The organism is Pseudomonas sp. TCU-HL1 (assembly GCF_001708505.1).
Lineage (GTDB): Bacteria > Pseudomonadota > Gammaproteobacteria > Pseudomonadales > Pseudomonadaceae > Metapseudomonas.
The window spans coordinates 813253-828470 of sequence record NZ_CP015992.1 but is presented as its reverse complement, the minus strand read 5'-3'; the positions used below and the strand labels follow the sequence as shown (position 1 = coordinate 828470).

The window sequence follows — 15218 nt, the reverse complement described above, 5'->3', positions numbered from 1 at the left end:
AGTCTTCCCATGCGTCGCCTGCTGCTTGCACTGCCTTTCGCCCTGCTGCCATTGGCTACTGTCCAGGCCAATGAGCACGAACATGATCACGACCACGGCAGCCTGGATGCCCACGAGCACGGCGTGGCGCAACTGAACGTCGCACTGGATGGCAAGAGCCTCGAGTTGGAGCTGGAAAGCCCGGCCATGAACCTGGTGGGTTTCGAACACGCGGCCCGGAGTGATGCCGACAAGGCCAAGATCGCAGCCGCACGCGCCGGCCTGGAAAAACCCATGGCGCTGTTCGCCCTCCCCGCAGAGGCGGGTTGCAAGGTAACGGACCAGGAGATCGAAAGTCCGCTGTTCGGCGAACAGAGTCGCGCCGATGAACATGCCAAGGGCCACGACAACGAGCACAGCGAAGTCCATGCCCACTACCAACTCGAATGCGCCAGCCCCGAGGCGCTGAAGGTCCTGGACCTTGGGCCGCTGTTCAAGCACTTCCCCGCCACCCGGAAAATTCAGGTACAACTGATCGGCCCGCAGGGCCAGCAAGGCGCGGAACTGAGCGCCGCCAACGCCACCCTGAACTTCTAATCGCCGACATTCCCGACCAGGGCAACCCGGTCGGCTGCCCATGAGCCAGACACTAATCGAACTCCAGGGGCTGGGCTTTGCCTGGCCCGGCCATCCGGAATTGCTCGATATCCCCGAGTTTTCCCTGAAACGCGGCGAAAGCCTCTTCCTCAAGGGCCCCAGCGGCAGCGGCAAGACCACCTTGCTCGGACTGCTCGGCGGCGTGCAGAAACCCGGCCGGGGCAGCATCCACCTGCTCGGTCAGGACCTCGCCAGACTCTCCGCCAGTGCCCGCGACCACTTCCGTGTCGACCACACCGGCTACATCTTCCAGCAGTTCAACCTGCTGCCGTTCCTCTCGGTGCGCGAAAACGTCGAACTGCCCTGCCGCTTCTCACGCCTGCGCGCCAAACGCGCGCGCCAGCGCCATGGGAGCGTCGACCAGGCTGCCGCCACACTGTTGCGTCACCTCGGCCTGAAAGAAGAGTTGCTGCAACGCCGCGCCGATGCACTTTCGATCGGCCAGCAGCAGCGAGTGGCCGCCGCCCGCGCCCTGATCGGCCAGCCGGAACTGGTGATCGCCGACGAGCCCACCTCGGCCCTGGATGCCGATGCCCGCGAGGCCTTCCTCAAGCTGCTCTTCGCCGAATGCGACGAAGCCGGTGCCAGCCTGTTGTTCGTCAGCCACGACCAGAGCCTGGCGCCGCTGTTCGATCGCAGCCTGTCCCTGGCGGACCTGAACCACGCTGCGCGCCTCGAGGAGGATTGAGATGTATCTGCTGCGCCTGGCCCTGGCCAGTCTCGCCAACCGCCGTTTCACTGCGCTGCTGACGGTCTTCGCCATCGCGCTCTCGGTCTGCCTGCTGCTGGCGGTGGAGCGGGTGCGAACCGAGGCGCGCGCCAGCTTCGCCAGCACCATCAGCGGCACCGACCTGATCGTCGGCGCCCGCTCCGGCTCGGTGAACCTCCTGCTCTACTCGGTGTTCCGCATCGGCAACGCCACCAACAACATCCGCTGGGACAGCTTCGAAACCATCGCCCAGGACAAACGGGTGAAATGGGCCATCCCTCTGTCCCTCGGCGACTCCCACCGGGGCTACCGGGTGATGGGCACCAGCGCGGCCTACTTCGAGCATTACCGCTACGGCCGTGGCCAACCGCTGCAACTGGCCGAAGGCAAGCCCTTCGCCGACATGTTCGAGGTGGTCCTGGGCGCCGAGGTGGCCGAAGCCCTGCACTACAGGCTGGGGGACGAACTGGTACTGGCCCACGGCGTCAGCACCGTCAGCCTGGTACAGCACGACGACAAGCCCTTCACCGTCGTCGGCATCCTCGCACGCACCGGTACGCCGGTGGACCGCACCCTGCACATTTCCCTGGCCGGCATGGAAGCCCTGCACGTGGACTGGCAGAACGGTGTGCCCGCCCGCGGCGCCGGCAAGGTCAGCGTCGACCAGGCACGCGCCATGGACCTGCAGCCCAGGGCCATCACCGCCTTCATGCTCGGCCTGAACAGCAAGATCGCCACCTTCGCCCTGCAACGGCAGATCAACGAATACCGGGGCGAGCCACTGCTGGCAATCCTTCCCGGCGTGGCGTTGCAGGAGCTCTGGAGCCTGATGGGCACGGCGGAGAAGGCGCTGTTCGTGGTCTCGCTGTTCGTGGTGCTGACCGGGTTGATCGGCATGCTCACGGCCATCCTCACCAGCCTCAATGAGCGACGCCGCGAAATGGCCATCCTCCGCTCGGTGGGCGCGCGCCCCTGGCATGTGGGCAGCCTGCTGGTGCTGGAGGCGTTCGCCCTGGCCCTGGCCGGCGCGGTGCTGGGCGTGGGGCTGCTGTACCTGGGCATCGGCCTCGGTCAGGGCTATGTGCAGGCCAGCTACGGCCTCTACCTGCCGCTTACCCTGCCCAGCCCCTATGAGTGGACGCTGCTCGGCGCTATTCTGGCCGCCGCCCTGTTGATGGGCGTGGTGCCAGCCTGGCGTGCCTACCGGCAGTCGCTGGCCGACGGTCTGTCCATTCGCCTGTGAGACTTCCATGACGCGCATCCTGCTGGCCCTGTTGCTGACCCTTTCCTCCCCGCTCTGGGCCGGCGAGGCACGCGAGCTGACCTGGGCCGAGATGATCCCCGAAGGCGCCCCGCCTCCCGCGCCACCGGCCCCCATCCACGACCTCTCGCAGCTCTCCGACGCGCTCAACGCCGAAGCCGGCCCGGCCGCCAGCCAGCAATCGCCAGCGGCCCCGGTGGTCAAGGCGCTGGATGGCCAGGAGGTGAAGCTGCCGGGTTATATCGTGCCGCTGGATGTGACCGAAGAAGGCCGTGTCACCGAGTTCCTCCTGGTTCCCTACTTCGGCGCCTGCATCCATGTGCCGCCACCGCCGTCGAACCAGATCGTCCATGTGAAGAGTGAGCTGGGCGTGCTGATGGACGCCCTCTACCAACCGTTCTGGATCGAAGGCCCGTTGCAGGTGAAGGCCAGCAGCAGCGAGCTGGCCGAAGCCGGTTACCAGATGGATGCGAGCAAGATCTATCCGTACGAATCCCCCGGCAGCTGAGCCTGCCACACAAAGGCCCGATTCCATCGGGCCTTTTCGGCGGAAGCTCATCGGCATTGCTCTGGATCAAGATACAAAGCTTCCTAATTACTGAAACTGGCGCCAGTCCAACACTCTTAGAACTGACTGGAGCCTTACATGCGCAAGCATCTTTTCACCGCATCCCTGCTCGCTCTTGCCGTCGCCTCGCCCCTGGCCCAGGCGCACCAGGCGGGTGACATCCTGATTCGCGCAGGTGCCATCACGGTCAACCCGGACGCCGACAGCTCCAGTGTCAAGGTCGACCGCGGCGCCCTCGCCGGTGCCGATCTCGGCGGCAAGGCCACCATGGACAGCGACACCCAGTTGGGGCTGAACTTCGCCTATATGCTCACCGACCACCTGGGTCTGGAACTGCTCGCCGCCACCCCCTTCGAGCATGAAGTGAAACTCAAGGGCACCGCCCTCGACGCCGCCAATGGCAGACTCGGCTCCCTCAAGCACCTGCCGCCGACCCTCAGCCTCGTGTACTACCCGCTGGATTCCAAGTCAGCCTTCCAGCCCTACCTGGGCGCCGGCATCAACTACACCTGGATCTTCGATGAGCACGTAGGCAGCGGCGCGACCGCAGCCGGCTTCGACAATTTCCGCGCCAAGAACTCCTGGGGCATGGCCTGGCAGGTCGGCGCCGACTACATGCTGACCGATCACGTAATGGTCAACGCCCAGGTCCGCTACATCGACATCGATACCCGTGCGTACGTCGACAACACCGCCCTCGGCGTGCGTGCCAACGTCGACGTGGACGTCGACCCCTGGGTCTACATGGTCGGCCTCGGCTACAAGTTCTAAGCGAGATCTTCCTGGGGAGGAATACCCCCGCCAAAGGCGCCTTCGGGCGCCTTTTTTTCTGCCTGGAAATTGAGTGGCGGGCTCTGCCTGTTACGACTCGAGTTGTCTGGATAGAGCGACGGAGCCGAGCAGGTAGGGTGCGCCGTGCGCACCAAGGCTTGAGCGAGGCGCAGCGGTTAATCCCGCGCCCGGTGCGCATGGCGCACCCTACGGAGGGGACCGAGTCGCGTAGGTAGGCCCTGCCCCCTTATAGGGGCAGGGCCACCGGTGGGAAAGGTTACCGTCCCAGCAGGCGCGCCACGCCCTCGCGCAGAGGCGTTGCCGCTGGGAAGTCATAGCGCAGCAGCAGGCGGGCATTGTTTGCCCGCGAGTGGCGGATATCGCCGGCGCGCGACTCAGCATGAGTCACCGGCGGCAAGTCGCCCAACACTTCACCGATGGCGGCGAGCAGTTGCTTGAGGCTGGTGGCCTTGTTGAGGCCGACGTTCACCGGACCGGCCTCCAGCCACTCCGCTTCCAGCGCCTGCACCAGCACCTTTACCAGGTCGCCGACATAAACGAAGTCGCGGGTCTGCTCGCCATCTCCGAATACGGTGATCGGCAAACCAGCGAGGGCTCGCTCGGTGAAGATGCTGATCACCCCGGAATAGGGCGAAGACGGGTCCTGACGTGGGCCGAAGATGTTGAAGAAGCGGAACACTGCCGGCTCAAGCCCGTGCTGGCGACGGTAGAAATCCAGATAGTGCTCGCTGGCCAGCTTGTCCGCCGCGTAGGGAGTCAGCGGCGCCTTCGGGGTGTCTTCGTCGATGGCGGTGCCTTCGCCGTTCTGGCCGTAGACTGCCGCGCTGGAGGCGAAGATCACCCGCTTCACGCCGTGCTCGCGCATGGCTTCGCACAGATTCAGGGTGCCGATGAAATTGCTCTGGTGGGTCGCTACCGGGTCGTCCACCGAGGCCTGCACCGAAGCCACCGCCGCCAGGTGCGCCACGGCCTTGCAGCCCGCCATCGCGCGCGACAACAGGGCCGCGTCGGCCACATCGCCCTCGATCAGTTCCAGCTTCGGGTTATCCAGTGCCAGGTTGGCACGCTTGCCGGAAGAAAGATTGTCCAGCACGCGTACGGCATGGCCCTTGGCGAGCAGCGCATCAGCCAGGTGCGAGCCGATGAAACCGGCGCCGCCGGTGATGAGAATGGGGGAATCAGCCATGGCGGTAGTAACGGTCCAGCAGGGTCGGCAACGCGGCGCGCCAGGCACGCGGCTTGATGCCGAAGGTATGAAGGATTTTCTTGCAGGCCAGCACCGCGTTCTGCGGCTCATCTGACGCATCGGGGCGGGCGGCGTGGGCCTGAGGCGTGATGTCCTGCACCGTCAACGGGTGCAGGCCGCGAGCCTCGCTGAGCAGCGCCTGCCCCAGTGCCAGGGGCGTGGTCGCCTCATGGCCGCCGTAGTGATAGGTGCCCCAAAGCGGCGCCTGGCAATCGAGTTGCTTGATCACGGCCAGGAGTACCCGGGCGGCGTCGTCCACCGGCGTGGGATTACCGCGGCGATCGTCCGCCAGGCAGATCTCGTCATCCTGCGCAGCACGGCTTAGGAAACGTCCCAGCACGCCATCCCGGCTGTCGTCCAGCAACCAGCCGAATCGCAGCAACACGTGCCTGGGGCAGGCCGCGCGAACGCTCTGTTCCATGCGCCAGATCGCCTTGCCGCGCTGGCTGAGCGGAACGGTCTCGTCCTTCTCGCTGTAGGCGGTGGCTCGGGAACCATCGAAAACGCGATAACTGGAAGGTTGCAGCAGGACGATGCCGTGGTGCTGGCAGAGCTCGGCCAGGCGTTCCACGCCGCGTTCCTGGGCGGTCAGGCGGGCGTCGCTGACTTCGTCGGCCTGGAACCAGTCGAAGTAGTAGGCGAGGTTGACCACGGCATCGGGCCGGGTGTCATCGAGCAGCTGGGTCAGGCTGGCGGCGTCCCAGCCCTGTTCGGGCGGGCGCGGAGCGAGAAAACCGATGTCTTCCTCGGCACCGAGGCGAATCAGCGCCTGTCCGAGTGAATTGCCGCCACCCAACAGCATCAAGCGCATTCGCATAGAGAAAAAGGTCGCTTAAAGCCGGTTAGAAGGAGTAGGCGGGCCATTCGCCCGCCGCATAAGAGCCGCATTCTGCGGGTTTCACCGCCGTACGTCACTAGCCGCGTGGCGGCTCGGTCCTGGCCGGGCGATACAGGTGCGTGTGCCCGGCACGGTAGAGTGACGAATCGGCGAAGCCTTCGGCGGCCAGCACCTCGCCCACCAGGATCAGCGCCGTGCGACGGAAATCCCGCGCCGCCACCTTGGGCAGAATATCCCCGAGCGTGCCGGTGACCTGCTCCTGGTCGGGCCAGCTGGCGCGATGGATCACGGCGATGGGGCACTCGGCACCGTAGTGCGGCAGCAACTCCTGGACGATCTTTTCCAGTTGGCTCACGCCCAGGTGAATGGCCATGGTCGCGCGATGGCGGGCCAGATCGCCCAGCGCTTCCCCTTCAGGCATCCGCGTCTTGCTCGCGTAGCGGGTGAGGATCAGCGTCTGCGAGACCTCCGGCAGGGTCAGCTCGCACCCCAGCAGCGCAGCACAGGCGGCGGTAGCGGTCACCCCCGGCACCACTTCGTAGGGGATATCCTGTTCGCGCAGATGGCGAATCTGCTCCCCGATGGCGCCGTAGAGCGACGGATCACCCGAATGCACCCGCGCCACATCCTGCCCCTTGGCATGGGCTTCGGCCAGCAGCGCAACGATTTCGTCCAGATGCAGCTCAGCGGTATTCACCACCAACTCCGCACTGTGCCCGGCCAGCACCGCCTCGGGCACCAGCGAGCCAGCGTAAAGGATCACCGGGCAGGCACGGATCAGGCGCTGCCCCTTCACGGTGATGAGTTCCGGATCGCCGGGACCGGCGCCAATGAAAAAGACCGTCATGGGCCGCTAAGCCTCGTGCTGGATACAGGCCAGGGCACAGGTAGCGCTGGCACTGCGGCGTTTATCGATAATCAGGGTAGCGCGAGCGCCGGACAGGGCCTCGGCCTGGGCCAGCGCGGCGGCCTCAGCCACGCCCGCGCTGCCGACGGCCTCGCGAACCTGCTCGGACGGCTGGCTCAGGCGAGTTTCAAAGGCCGCGAGGATATCCACAGGCAGGCCATGCAGCGACAGCCCCAACCGCTCGGCCAGGGCCATCAGCCCGGGCTCTGCAACCTTCGCCTCGCTGCTGGCCAGGGCGACCAGTTCTTCGAGCGAGGCACCGGCCTCGGCAAGGCACTGCATCAGCAGGCCTTGTAGCTCGTCTGCCGGGCAGCCACGTCGACAGCCCAGCCCGGCGACCAGCTTCAAGCGGAGGGCGATGCGTGGCGCTGGTACAGCCAGGCTGCGGCCCAGCCGAGCACGACCCAGAACGCCGCATTGGTGATCAGGGAGGCAGCAATGAACTCATGCTCCAGCGCTTCCGGCGCCAGGCTGGAATGCACCTCGGGCTGCGGCGCGCCCGCCACATGCGGAATCACCAGCAGTACCACGCCCGCCACACGTAGCGCCCAATGACGGCCGAATGCGATAAGGGCGAGACCAACTGCAGTGGAGGCGGCAGTGCCAATCCACCAGGTCTGGCGGTGGGCCAGATCAGCGGCGGCGGTGCCCGGTAGCTCCGGCGGCAAGCCAAGGGACGGTGCCAGGGCGAAGGTGGCGAAACCGCCAAGGCCCCAGAGCAGGCCCTGCCAGGCGCGGGTCGGGCCACGCAGGCTGAACAGTCCGGCAAGGATCAGGGCGAAGCCCACGGCGACCACCAGGTTGCTGCCGCCCGTGGACAAGGTGCGCTGCCAGCCATCCTCGGGCGCCCAGGCTTCGTCACTGTGCTCGTGGGTATGGGCGACGGCCGTATCGCCATGCCCGTGGTCATGCTCGACCACTGCGGCAGGTTCGGCACTCTCGAAGGTTTCCGCCTGCAGGATCAGCGGGGTTACCCACAGGCTCTGCAGCAGGGTCAGCACCAGGGCGGCGATGAGGCCGGCAAAACCGGCGGTCTGGGCGATGCGCTTGATCATCGGGGCATCACTCAGTGGCAGGGGAAGGCGGCGCTGTGACGGGTGTCGTGAGCGGCGTTATGCACGGCTTCGATGTGCGAGAAGCCGGCGAAGTACACCAGCGACAGACCGATCAGGCTGGCACCGATGGCCAGCACCAGGCGTTGGGCCAGGGTCGAGGAAGAAGCGGCGGAATGGGACAGGGTGCGGCTGGACATGGGGGTTCCCTCTGCGTTGCTAACGATACCGGCAGAGGAACGCGCGCGAGGGAAGCGGGCACGGCAGCGCCCAGATTTCCGGCTTGCGCCCGCCCACCGCGGGTTGCCAAAACGTGATCAGGCCGGTCTCCGGGCTTGCGACGCCAGCCATGGGGCTGGATGGGCAAGCCTTCCCATGCCGGTTCGGCACAGTGGCGTACTTAACCCTACAGTCGCTTACCGTTGCGGGGGCAGCGTCGGACTTGCCCGAAATTGGACGCACCGACTTCCCGTTTCACCCCGCATACGGCGACGCAGGGCACCTGAAAAAACCGTGCTAGGACATCACGAGTCCGACCAAGCGTCAACTACTGCGATTGACCGTCGCCTGAGCCCTGCGTAGCCTTCGCCCTTTCGAGGTTCTCCGGTTGTACGCCGGAGCTAAGAGGGAACGTGGTCAAGGCCACGGCTGCCCCCGCAACTGTGAACGCCCCCTGGCCCTTCGAAACGCCACTGCACAAGCGGGAAGGCGAAGGCGCCGCGCCAAGCGCAGGGTCGTGAGCCAGGAGACCTGCCTCGACGACATTCCAGACAACCGGGCGGGGTGATCCGGTGGCGAATCCGTTGCGCGGGACGAGCCCCGCTGCGTTCGTCATGCCCGCCGACCGACCACACAGAGGCGCGCATGAAAACCCTGGCCAAACTCCCCGTCACCATCGTTACCGGTTTCCTCGGCGCCGGTAAGACTACCCTCCTGCGCCACATGCTGGACAACGCGGAAGGCCGCCGCATCGCGGTGATCGTCAACGAGTTCGGCGAACTGGGCATCGACGGCGAAATCCTCAAGCAGTGTTCCATCGGCTGCACCGAGGAAGAGGCCGCGGGCCGCGTCTTCGAGCTGGCCAACGGCTGCCTCTGCTGCACCGTGCAGGAAGAGTTCTTCCCGGTCATGCGTGAGCTGGTAGCGCGCCGTGGCGACCTCGACCAGATCCTCATCGAAACCTCCGGCCTGGCCCTGCCCAAGCCGCTGGTGCAGGCCTTCCAGTGGCCGGAAATCCGCAATGCCTGCACGGTCGACGCGGTCATCACCGTGGTCGACAGCCCGGCCGTGGCCGCCGGCACCTTCGCCGCCCACCCCGAGCAGGTAGACGAGCAGCGCAAGCAGGACCCGAACCTCGACCACGAATCCCCGCTGCACGAGCTGTTCGAAGACCAGCTCGCCAGCGCCGACCTGGTAATCCTCAACAAGGCTGACCTGATCAGCCCAGAAGCCCTGGCCGCCGTGCGCGCGGACGTGGCCGAGGAACTGCCGCCGGCGGTGAAGATCGTCGAAGCCAGCGCGGGCAAGCTGCCCCTCAATGTCCTGCTGGGCCTGAACGCCGAGGCCGAGCTGCATATCGACAGCCGCCCCACCCACCACGACCACGAAGGTCATGAAGACCACGACCACGACGAGTTCGACTCCTTCCACGTCGACCTCCCGGAAGTCGAGGAAGCGGCCCTGATCGCGGCCCTCGGCCAACTGGTGGAACGCCACGACATCCTGCGCATCAAGGGCTTTGCCGCCATCCCCGGCAAACCCATGCGCCTCCTGATCCAGGGCGTCGGCAAGCGTTTCGACAAGCACTTCGACCGCAAGTGGCTGAGCGAAGAAACCCGTAGCACGCGCCTGGTGGTGATCGGACAGGAGCTGGACCAGGCGGTGATTGCCAACGAACTGCGTACGGCGCTGGTGTGAGTCCGCCCCCCCTCTCCCCCAACCCCTCTCCCGCAAGCGGGAGAGGGGAGCTAACGCGGCGCCCCGCTGGTATTCCGACGCGTCCCCGCACTCCGAACCGGCTCCCTCTCTCTTCAGGGAGAGGGCTGGGGAGAGGGTGCTGCCCACAGTGAAATAGGCCCGCCATGCACCTCCTGCGCACCCAACCCGGCGGCTTCGTCCCCGAAGATGGCATCGCCCACCTGGCCCAGACCCCCGCCGAACTGGTGATCCTCTGCAGCGGCGATTCGCACCTGGCGCTGCTGGCCGAAGCCGCCCGCGAACTGCCGGCGGACTACCCGAGCCTGCGCCTGGCAAACCCCATGCAGCTGCAGAACCACGCCTCGGTGGACCTGTACGTGGACGAGGTGTTGCAGCACGCCAGGGTCATCCTCATCTCAGTGCACGGCGGCGTGGGTTACTGGCGCTACGGCATCGAGCAGTTGGTGAGTCTGGCCGAGCGCGGCGCAAAACTGATCCTGGTGCCCGGCGACGACCGTCCCGACCCGGAACTGGCCAGCCTGTGCAATGTCCCGGCCGAAGACGCCGAACGCCTCTGGCAGTACCTGCGCCAGGGTGGCCTGGACAATGCCCGGCAGCTTTTCAATTGCCTGGCCAGTCGTTGGTTGGAGCGCGATTCCCCCTGGGCCGAGCCGCATGCCCTCCCCCGCGCGGCCCTCTATCACCCACGCATCCGCCCGGCGCAGCTGGAGGACTGGCAGGCCGAATGGCAACCCGGCCAGCCGGTGGCCGCCCTGCTCTTCTATCGCACTCATTTGCAGGCCGCGAACACCGCCTTCATCGACGCCTTTTGCGAACGTATCAAAGCCCAGGGCCTGAATCCCTTGCCCATCGCCGTCGCCAGCCTCAAGGAAGCGGAGTGCCTGGAGGCGGTGGAAAACTGGCTGGACGCCGCAGGCGCCGGGCTGATCATCAACACCACCGGCTTCGCCCAGTCCAACCCGGACGCCCCCAGCCTGCGCCCCTTCCGCCGCGATATCCCGGTGCTGCAGGCCATCTGTTCGCTGGACAACGAACCGCTCTGGCGTGAAAACCCGCAAGGCCTCGGCCCGCGCGACCTGGCCATGCACATCGCCCTGCCGGAGCTGGACGGCCGCATCATCACCCGTCCCATCAGCTTCAAGGGCATGGCCTGGCGCAGCGAGCGCAGCCAGAGCGACGTGGTCTGTTACCTGCCACAACTGGAGCGCATGGACTTCGTCGCCGAGCTGGGACGGCGCTGGTGCGCGCTGTCGCGCAAGGCCAATGCCGACAAGCGCGTGGCACTGGTCCTCGCCAACTACCCCACCCGCGACGGCCGTATCGGCAATGGCGTGGGGCTGGATACCCCCGCTGCCGCGCTCAACATCCTTCGCGCGCTTGAGGCCGAAGGCTATCCGCTGGCCGGACTGCCGGAGAGCGGAACCGCGCTTATCCACAGCCTGCTCGGCGGCGTCAGCAACGACCTGGACAGCCTCGACCTGCGGCCCTGCGCACAGAGCCTGGCCCTCGCCGACTACCTCGCCTGCTTCGCCCGCCTGCCCGAAGCCAACCAGCGCGCCGTGCGCGAACGCTGGGGCGAGCCGCAGCAAGACCCAATGTTCCGCAGCGGCCGCATGATGGTCGCCGGCCTGCGCTTCGGCCTGGCCTTCGTCGGTATCCAGCCGGCGCGCGGTTACCAGATGGACCCGGCAGCCATCTACCACGACGCCGACCTGGTACCGCCCCACGGTTATCTCGCCTTCTATTTCTGGTTGCGCGAAGTGTTCGCCGCCGACGCGCTGATCCACGTCGGCAAGCACGGCAACCTGGAATGGCTGCCGGGCAAGGGCGTCGGCCTGTCCGCCGAGTGCTGGCCGGACGCGGTGATGGGCCCGCTGCCGAACCTCTACCCCTTCATCGTCAACGACCCCGGCGAAGGCGCCCAGGCCAAGCGCCGCGCCCAGGCGGTGATCATCGACCACCTGATGCCGCCACTGACCCGCGCCGAGAACTACGGCCCGCTGCGCGACCTGGAGCGCCTGGCCGACGAGTACTACGACGCCTCCCTGCTGGACCCGCGCCGCGCCGTGCAATTGCGCGGAGAAATCCTCGAACTGGTGAAGGCCACTGCCCTGGACCGCGAGTTGAACCTGGTCATCAGCGACGACCCGGAGAGCTGGCTGCCGCAACTGGATGCCTACCTCTGCGACCTCAAGGAATCGCAGATCCGCGACGGCCTTCATGTGTTCGGCGAATCCCCCACCGGGCGTTTGCGCAACGACACGCTGCTCTCCCTGGTGCGCATCCCGCGCGGCGACGGCAAGGGCGCCAACGCCAGCCTGCTGCGCGCCCTGGCAACTGACCTGCAACTGGGGCGCGATCCGCTCGACCTCAACTGGGCGGAGCCATGGGAAGGACCGCGCCCGGAGGTGCTGGAGGCGGTCAGCCCGGACCCGTGGCGCAGCAATGGCGACACCCGCGAGCGCCTTGAACTGCTGGCGCTGGGTTTGATCGAGTCCCCCGACTTCGGCTCCATCGGCCCCGCCAGCGATGCGGTTATCCACAACCTGCGCGCCGTGATCGCCCCCACCCTGGATGCCTGCGGCGTTGCTGAAATCGGCGGCGTGCTGGCGGCCCTGCAAGGCCGCTTCGTCCCCCCCGGCCCCAGCGGCGCGCCGAGTCGCGGGCGCCTCGATGTGCTGCCCACCGGGCGCAACTTCTTCACCGTGGACGTGCGCAACCTGCCCACGCCCACGGCCTGGCGACTGGGTTTCCAGTCCGCCAGCCTGCTGCTGGAACGCCACCTGCAGGACCATGGCGACCACCTGCGCCAGCTCGGCATTTCCGTCTGGGGCACCGCGACCATGCGCACCGGCGGCGACGACATCGCCCAGGCCCTGGCGCTGATGGGCGTGCGCCCGGTGTGGCAGGCCGGCAGCCAGCGCGTGGAAGACTTCGAGATTCTGCCGCTGTCCCTGCTGGACCGCCCAAGGGTGGATGTGACGCTGCGGGTGTCGGGCTTCTTCCGCGATGCCTTCGCCAACCTCATCCGCCTGTTCGACGCCGCCGTGCAGGCGGTGGCCGGACTCGACGAACCCGAAGATATGAACCCCCTCGCCGCCCGCGTGAAGCAGGAAAGCGCGCGTCTTGCAGCCGAAGGCATCAGTGCCGAAACAGCCCGCCTGCAAGCCGGCTGGCGCGTGTTCGGCGCCCAGCCCGGCGCCTACGGGGCAGGCGTGCAGGGCGCCATCGAAGAGCGCCAGTGGCAGGACCGCGCCGAGCTGGCCGAGGTCTACCTCAACTGGGGCGGTTACGCCTATGGCGCCCAGGATGCCGGCACGCCGGCGCGGGAACGCTTCGCCCAGCGGCTGCAAGGGTTGCAGGCCGTGCTGCAGAATCAGGACAACCGCGAGCACGACATCCTCGATTCCAACGACTACTACCAGTTCCAGGGCGGCATGCTCGCCGCCGCCGAAACCCTGCGCGGCGAGAAAGTCGCCAGTTACCACGGCGACCACAGCCAGCCAGACCTGCCGCGCATCCGTTCGCTCAAGGAAGAACTGGGCCGCGTGGTCCGCTCCCGCGCGGCCAACCCGAAGTGGATCGCCGGCATGAAACGCCACGGCTACAAAGGCGCCTTCGAACTGGCGGCGACGGTGGACTACCTCTTCGCCTTCGACGCCACCAGCGAACTGGTGGACGATCACCAGTACCAGCTACTGGCCGACGCCTACCTGCTGGACGACGACACCCGTGAGTTCATCCGCCAGCACAACCCCGACGCCCTGCGCGACATCGCCGAACGCCTGGTGGAAGCACAGCAACGTGGATTGTGGGAAAACCCTGGTGACTACCGCGCGGCAATCGAAAATCTGCTGCTGGATAGCGAGGAGCAGTGATTCACGCGGGGCGCTCAGGTGCTGTGGGCGATATCAATCACGATTGCGGGTTCTTCCGGATGCTCCGGGCCGCCTGATATTGCCCTCACCCCAACCCTCTCCCAAAGGGAGAGGGAGCAGTACGCGCGCGAGGTTCAACTGTGGCACTCTCCCTCAAGCGCGAGTCACCCCTCTCCCTCCCGGGAGAGGGGCCGGGGGTGAGGGAAGCCAGGCCCCGCTCGGAGCCTTCACCCACGCAACCGACGCGCCGCCTCCCGCAGGATCGCCTCGGTCCCCGCCCAGCCCAGGCAGCCGTCGGTAACCGAAACGCCATAGCGCAGATCGCAGGACAGCGACTGCGCGCCATCGAACAGGTGGCTCTCGATCATCACCCCACGCAGGGCGTCCTGGCCGGCCAGGCGCTGGTTGATCACGCCCTCCAGCACCGCAGGCTGACGCAGTGGGTCCTTGCCACTGTTGGCGTGGCTGCAATCGACCAGGATGCGCGGCGCAACTCCGAGTTTCTCCAGGCCGGAACGAGCGGCCTGCACACTGGCTGCGTCATGGTTCGGCCCCTGGTGGCCACCGCGCAGCACCAGGTGGGTGTCCGCGTTGCCGGAGGTCTGCACCAACGCCGGGCGGCCCTGGGCGTCGATGCCGAAGTGCTGGTGGGCATGGGCGGCCGAGCGCATGGCGTCGGTGGCGATGCCGAGGCTGCCGTCGGTTCCATTCTTGAAGCCCACCGGCAGGTCCAGGCCGCTGACCATCTCGCGGTGGATCTGCGACTCACTGGTGCGCGCACCGATGGCCGCCCAGCTCAGCAAGTCGTCCAGGTAGCCGGCAACCAGCGGCTGCAGCAGCTCGGTAGCGACCGGCAAGCCCAGCTCGGCCATCTCCAGCATCAGCCGGCGGCTCAGCGCCAGCCCCTCGGCCATGTCGCCACGACCATCCAGGTGCGGGTCATAGACCAGGCCCTTCCAGCCCACGGTGGTGCGCGGTTTCTCAACGTAGGCGCGCATCACCAGCAGCAACTGGTCGCTCACCTCAGGTGCCAGGGCGGCCAGGCGCCGGGCGTAGTCGAGGGCGGACTCCGGGTCGTGGATTGAGCAAGGGCCGACCACCACCAGCAGGCGCGAATCCTCGCCATCCAGCACAGCACGCACGGCGTCACGCTGGGCTCGGATCTGGCGGGCGAGCTCGTGAGTCAGCGGCAGGCGCTGTCGCAGTTCGGCGGGGGTGGGCAGCGGCTGGGTGCTGCGCGATGGGGGAAGGGCAGCTTCCAATGCCAGGGCATGGAGCGGCTGTACAGCGGTGGGCAGAACGGATTGGTGCGAATTCATGACTGGCGTCCTCAGCCGGCGCGGCTCTATCCGCGCGCGGCGCTATCTGGGTGTTCGATTCAACGGTGTCTGTG

Annotated in this window: 14 protein-coding genes and 2 riboswitches; of the genes, 7 read left to right on the top strand and 7 right to left on the bottom strand. The window is 66.9% G+C overall.

What is annotated here, in order from left to right:
• The first annotated feature begins 9 nt into the window (after window positions 1-9).
• The 5 genes from THL1_RS03810 (at window position 10) to THL1_RS03790 (ending at window position 3945) form a co-directional block, all read left to right on the top strand.
• Window positions 10-576: a DUF2796 domain-containing protein gene (locus THL1_RS03810; protein ID WP_069082012.1), complete on the top strand. Its 567-nt coding sequence runs from the start codon at window positions 10-12 to the stop codon at window positions 574-576.
• Window positions 577-616: 40 nt separating this feature from the next.
• Window positions 617-1324 (top strand): ABC transporter ATP-binding protein, encoded by a 708-nt coding sequence (locus THL1_RS03805; RefSeq protein WP_069082011.1) that lies wholly within the window; start codon window positions 617-619, stop codon window positions 1322-1324.
• A gap of 1 nt (window position 1325) precedes the next feature.
• On the top strand, window positions 1326-2588 hold the full coding sequence (locus tag THL1_RS03800; RefSeq protein WP_069082010.1) for an ABC transporter permease: 1263 nt from the start codon (window positions 1326-1328) through the stop codon (window positions 2586-2588).
• 7 nt (window positions 2589-2595) lie between these two features.
• Entirely contained in the window at window positions 2596-3114 is a 519-nt protein-coding gene (locus THL1_RS03795) for a DUF3299 domain-containing protein (protein ID WP_069082009.1), read from the top strand.
• 138 nt (window positions 3115-3252) lie between these two features.
• The gene (locus THL1_RS03790) at window positions 3253-3945 is read left to right on the top strand and encodes an OmpW/AlkL family protein (protein WP_069082008.1); all 693 of its coding nucleotides are present in this window, start codon (window positions 3253-3255) and stop codon (window positions 3943-3945) included.
• 277 nt (window positions 3946-4222) lie between these two features.
• Here the strand turns inward: THL1_RS03790 and THL1_RS03785 are convergent, their stop codons facing one another.
• The 6 genes from THL1_RS03785 to THL1_RS03760 form a co-directional block, all read right to left on the bottom strand.
• Window positions 4223-5152, bottom strand: a complete 930-nt coding sequence (locus tag THL1_RS03785) for an NAD-dependent epimerase/dehydratase family protein (RefSeq protein ID WP_069082007.1) — start codon at window positions 5150-5152, stop codon at window positions 4223-4225.
• Window positions 5145-6029 carry a sugar nucleotide-binding protein gene (locus THL1_RS03780; RefSeq protein ID WP_069082006.1) on the bottom strand — a complete coding sequence of 295 codons (885 nt, stop codon included), beginning with the start codon at window positions 6027-6029 and terminating at the stop codon, window positions 5145-5147. Before THL1_RS03780 ends, THL1_RS03785 begins: the two co-directional genes overlap by 8 nt.
• A 97-nt stretch (window positions 6030-6126) precedes the next feature.
• Complete coding sequence (gene cobM / locus THL1_RS03775) at window positions 6127-6897, bottom strand: precorrin-4 C(11)-methyltransferase (protein ID WP_069082005.1); 771 nt, start codon at window positions 6895-6897, stop codon at window positions 6127-6129.
• 6 nt (window positions 6898-6903) lie between these two features.
• A complete protein-coding gene (locus THL1_RS03770; RefSeq protein ID WP_069082004.1) occupies window positions 6904-7305 on the bottom strand; it encodes a cobalamin biosynthesis protein in 402 nt (133 codons plus the stop codon).
• Window positions 7302-8012 (bottom strand): CbtA family protein, encoded by a 711-nt coding sequence (locus THL1_RS03765; RefSeq protein ID WP_069082003.1) that lies wholly within the window; start codon window positions 8010-8012, stop codon window positions 7302-7304. The genes THL1_RS03770 and THL1_RS03765 overlap by 4 nt, the downstream gene beginning before the upstream one ends.
• Before the next feature lie 11 nt (window positions 8013-8023).
• The gene (locus THL1_RS03760; RefSeq protein ID WP_069082002.1) at window positions 8024-8209 is read right to left on the bottom strand and encodes a CbtB domain-containing protein; all 186 of its coding nucleotides are present in this window, start codon (window positions 8207-8209) and stop codon (window positions 8024-8026) included.
• Window positions 8210-8312: 103 nt separating this feature from the next.
• Window positions 8313-8530: riboswitch (cobalamin riboswitch) on the bottom strand.
• Window positions 8531-8588: 58 nt separating this feature from the next.
• A riboswitch (cobalamin riboswitch) is annotated at window positions 8589-8781 on the top strand.
• A gap of 92 nt (window positions 8782-8873) precedes the next feature.
• Here THL1_RS03760 and cobW point away from each other — a divergent pair.
• Both cobW and cobN read left to right on the top strand, forming a co-directional pair.
• Window positions 8874-9926, top strand: a complete 1053-nt coding sequence (gene cobW / locus THL1_RS03755; protein WP_069082001.1) for a cobalamin biosynthesis protein CobW — start codon at window positions 8874-8876, stop codon at window positions 9924-9926.
• A 164-nt stretch (window positions 9927-10090) separates the two neighbouring features.
• Complete coding sequence (cobN, locus tag THL1_RS03750; RefSeq protein WP_069082000.1) at window positions 10091-13825, top strand: cobaltochelatase subunit CobN; 3735 nt, start codon at window positions 10091-10093, stop codon at window positions 13823-13825.
• Between the two features lie 227 nt (window positions 13826-14052).
• Here the strand turns inward: cobN and THL1_RS03745 are convergent, their stop codons facing one another.
• The gene (locus THL1_RS03745) at window positions 14053-15144 is read right to left on the bottom strand and encodes a 3-deoxy-7-phosphoheptulonate synthase (protein ID WP_069081999.1); all 1092 of its coding nucleotides are present in this window, start codon (window positions 15142-15144) and stop codon (window positions 14053-14055) included.
• Window positions 15145-15218: the final 74 nt, after the last annotated feature.

Excerpts from the sequence above, each read along its gene's own strand:
- THL1_RS03810 (WP_069082012.1), top strand. The coding sequence starts at position 10 with ATGCGTCGCCTGCTGCTTGCACTGCCTTTCGCCCTGCTGCCATTGGCT.
- THL1_RS03805 (WP_069082011.1), top strand. The coding sequence starts at position 617 with ATGAGCCAGACACTAATCGAACTCCAGGGGCTGGGCTTTGCCTGGCCC.
- THL1_RS03800 (WP_069082010.1), top strand. The coding sequence starts at position 1,326 with ATGTATCTGCTGCGCCTGGCCCTGGCCAGTCTCGCCAACCGCCGTTTC.
- THL1_RS03795 (WP_069082009.1), top strand. The coding sequence starts at position 2,596 with ATGACGCGCATCCTGCTGGCCCTGTTGCTGACCCTTTCCTCCCCGCTC.
- THL1_RS03790 (WP_069082008.1), top strand. The coding sequence starts at position 3,253 with ATGCGCAAGCATCTTTTCACCGCATCCCTGCTCGCTCTTGCCGTCGCC.
- THL1_RS03785 (WP_069082007.1), bottom strand. The coding sequence starts at position 5,152 with ATGGCTGATTCCCCCATTCTCATCACCGGCGGCGCCGGTTTCATCGGC.
- THL1_RS03780 (WP_069082006.1), bottom strand. The coding sequence starts at position 6,029 with ATGCGAATGCGCTTGATGCTGTTGGGTGGCGGCAATTCACTCGGACAG.
- cobM (WP_069082005.1), bottom strand. The coding sequence starts at position 6,897 with ATGACGGTCTTTTTCATTGGCGCCGGTCCCGGCGATCCGGAACTCATC.
- THL1_RS03765 (WP_069082003.1), bottom strand. The coding sequence starts at position 8,012 with ATGATCAAGCGCATCGCCCAGACCGCCGGTTTTGCCGGCCTCATCGCC.
- THL1_RS03760 (WP_069082002.1), bottom strand. The coding sequence starts at position 8,209 with ATGTCCAGCCGCACCCTGTCCCATTCCGCCGCTTCTTCCTCGACCCTG.
- cobW (WP_069082001.1), top strand. The coding sequence starts at position 8,874 with ATGAAAACCCTGGCCAAACTCCCCGTCACCATCGTTACCGGTTTCCTC.
- cobN (WP_069082000.1), top strand. The coding sequence starts at position 10,091 with ATGCACCTCCTGCGCACCCAACCCGGCGGCTTCGTCCCCGAAGATGGC.
- THL1_RS03745 (WP_069081999.1), bottom strand. The coding sequence starts at position 15,144 with ATGAATTCGCACCAATCCGTTCTGCCCACCGCTGTACAGCCGCTCCAT.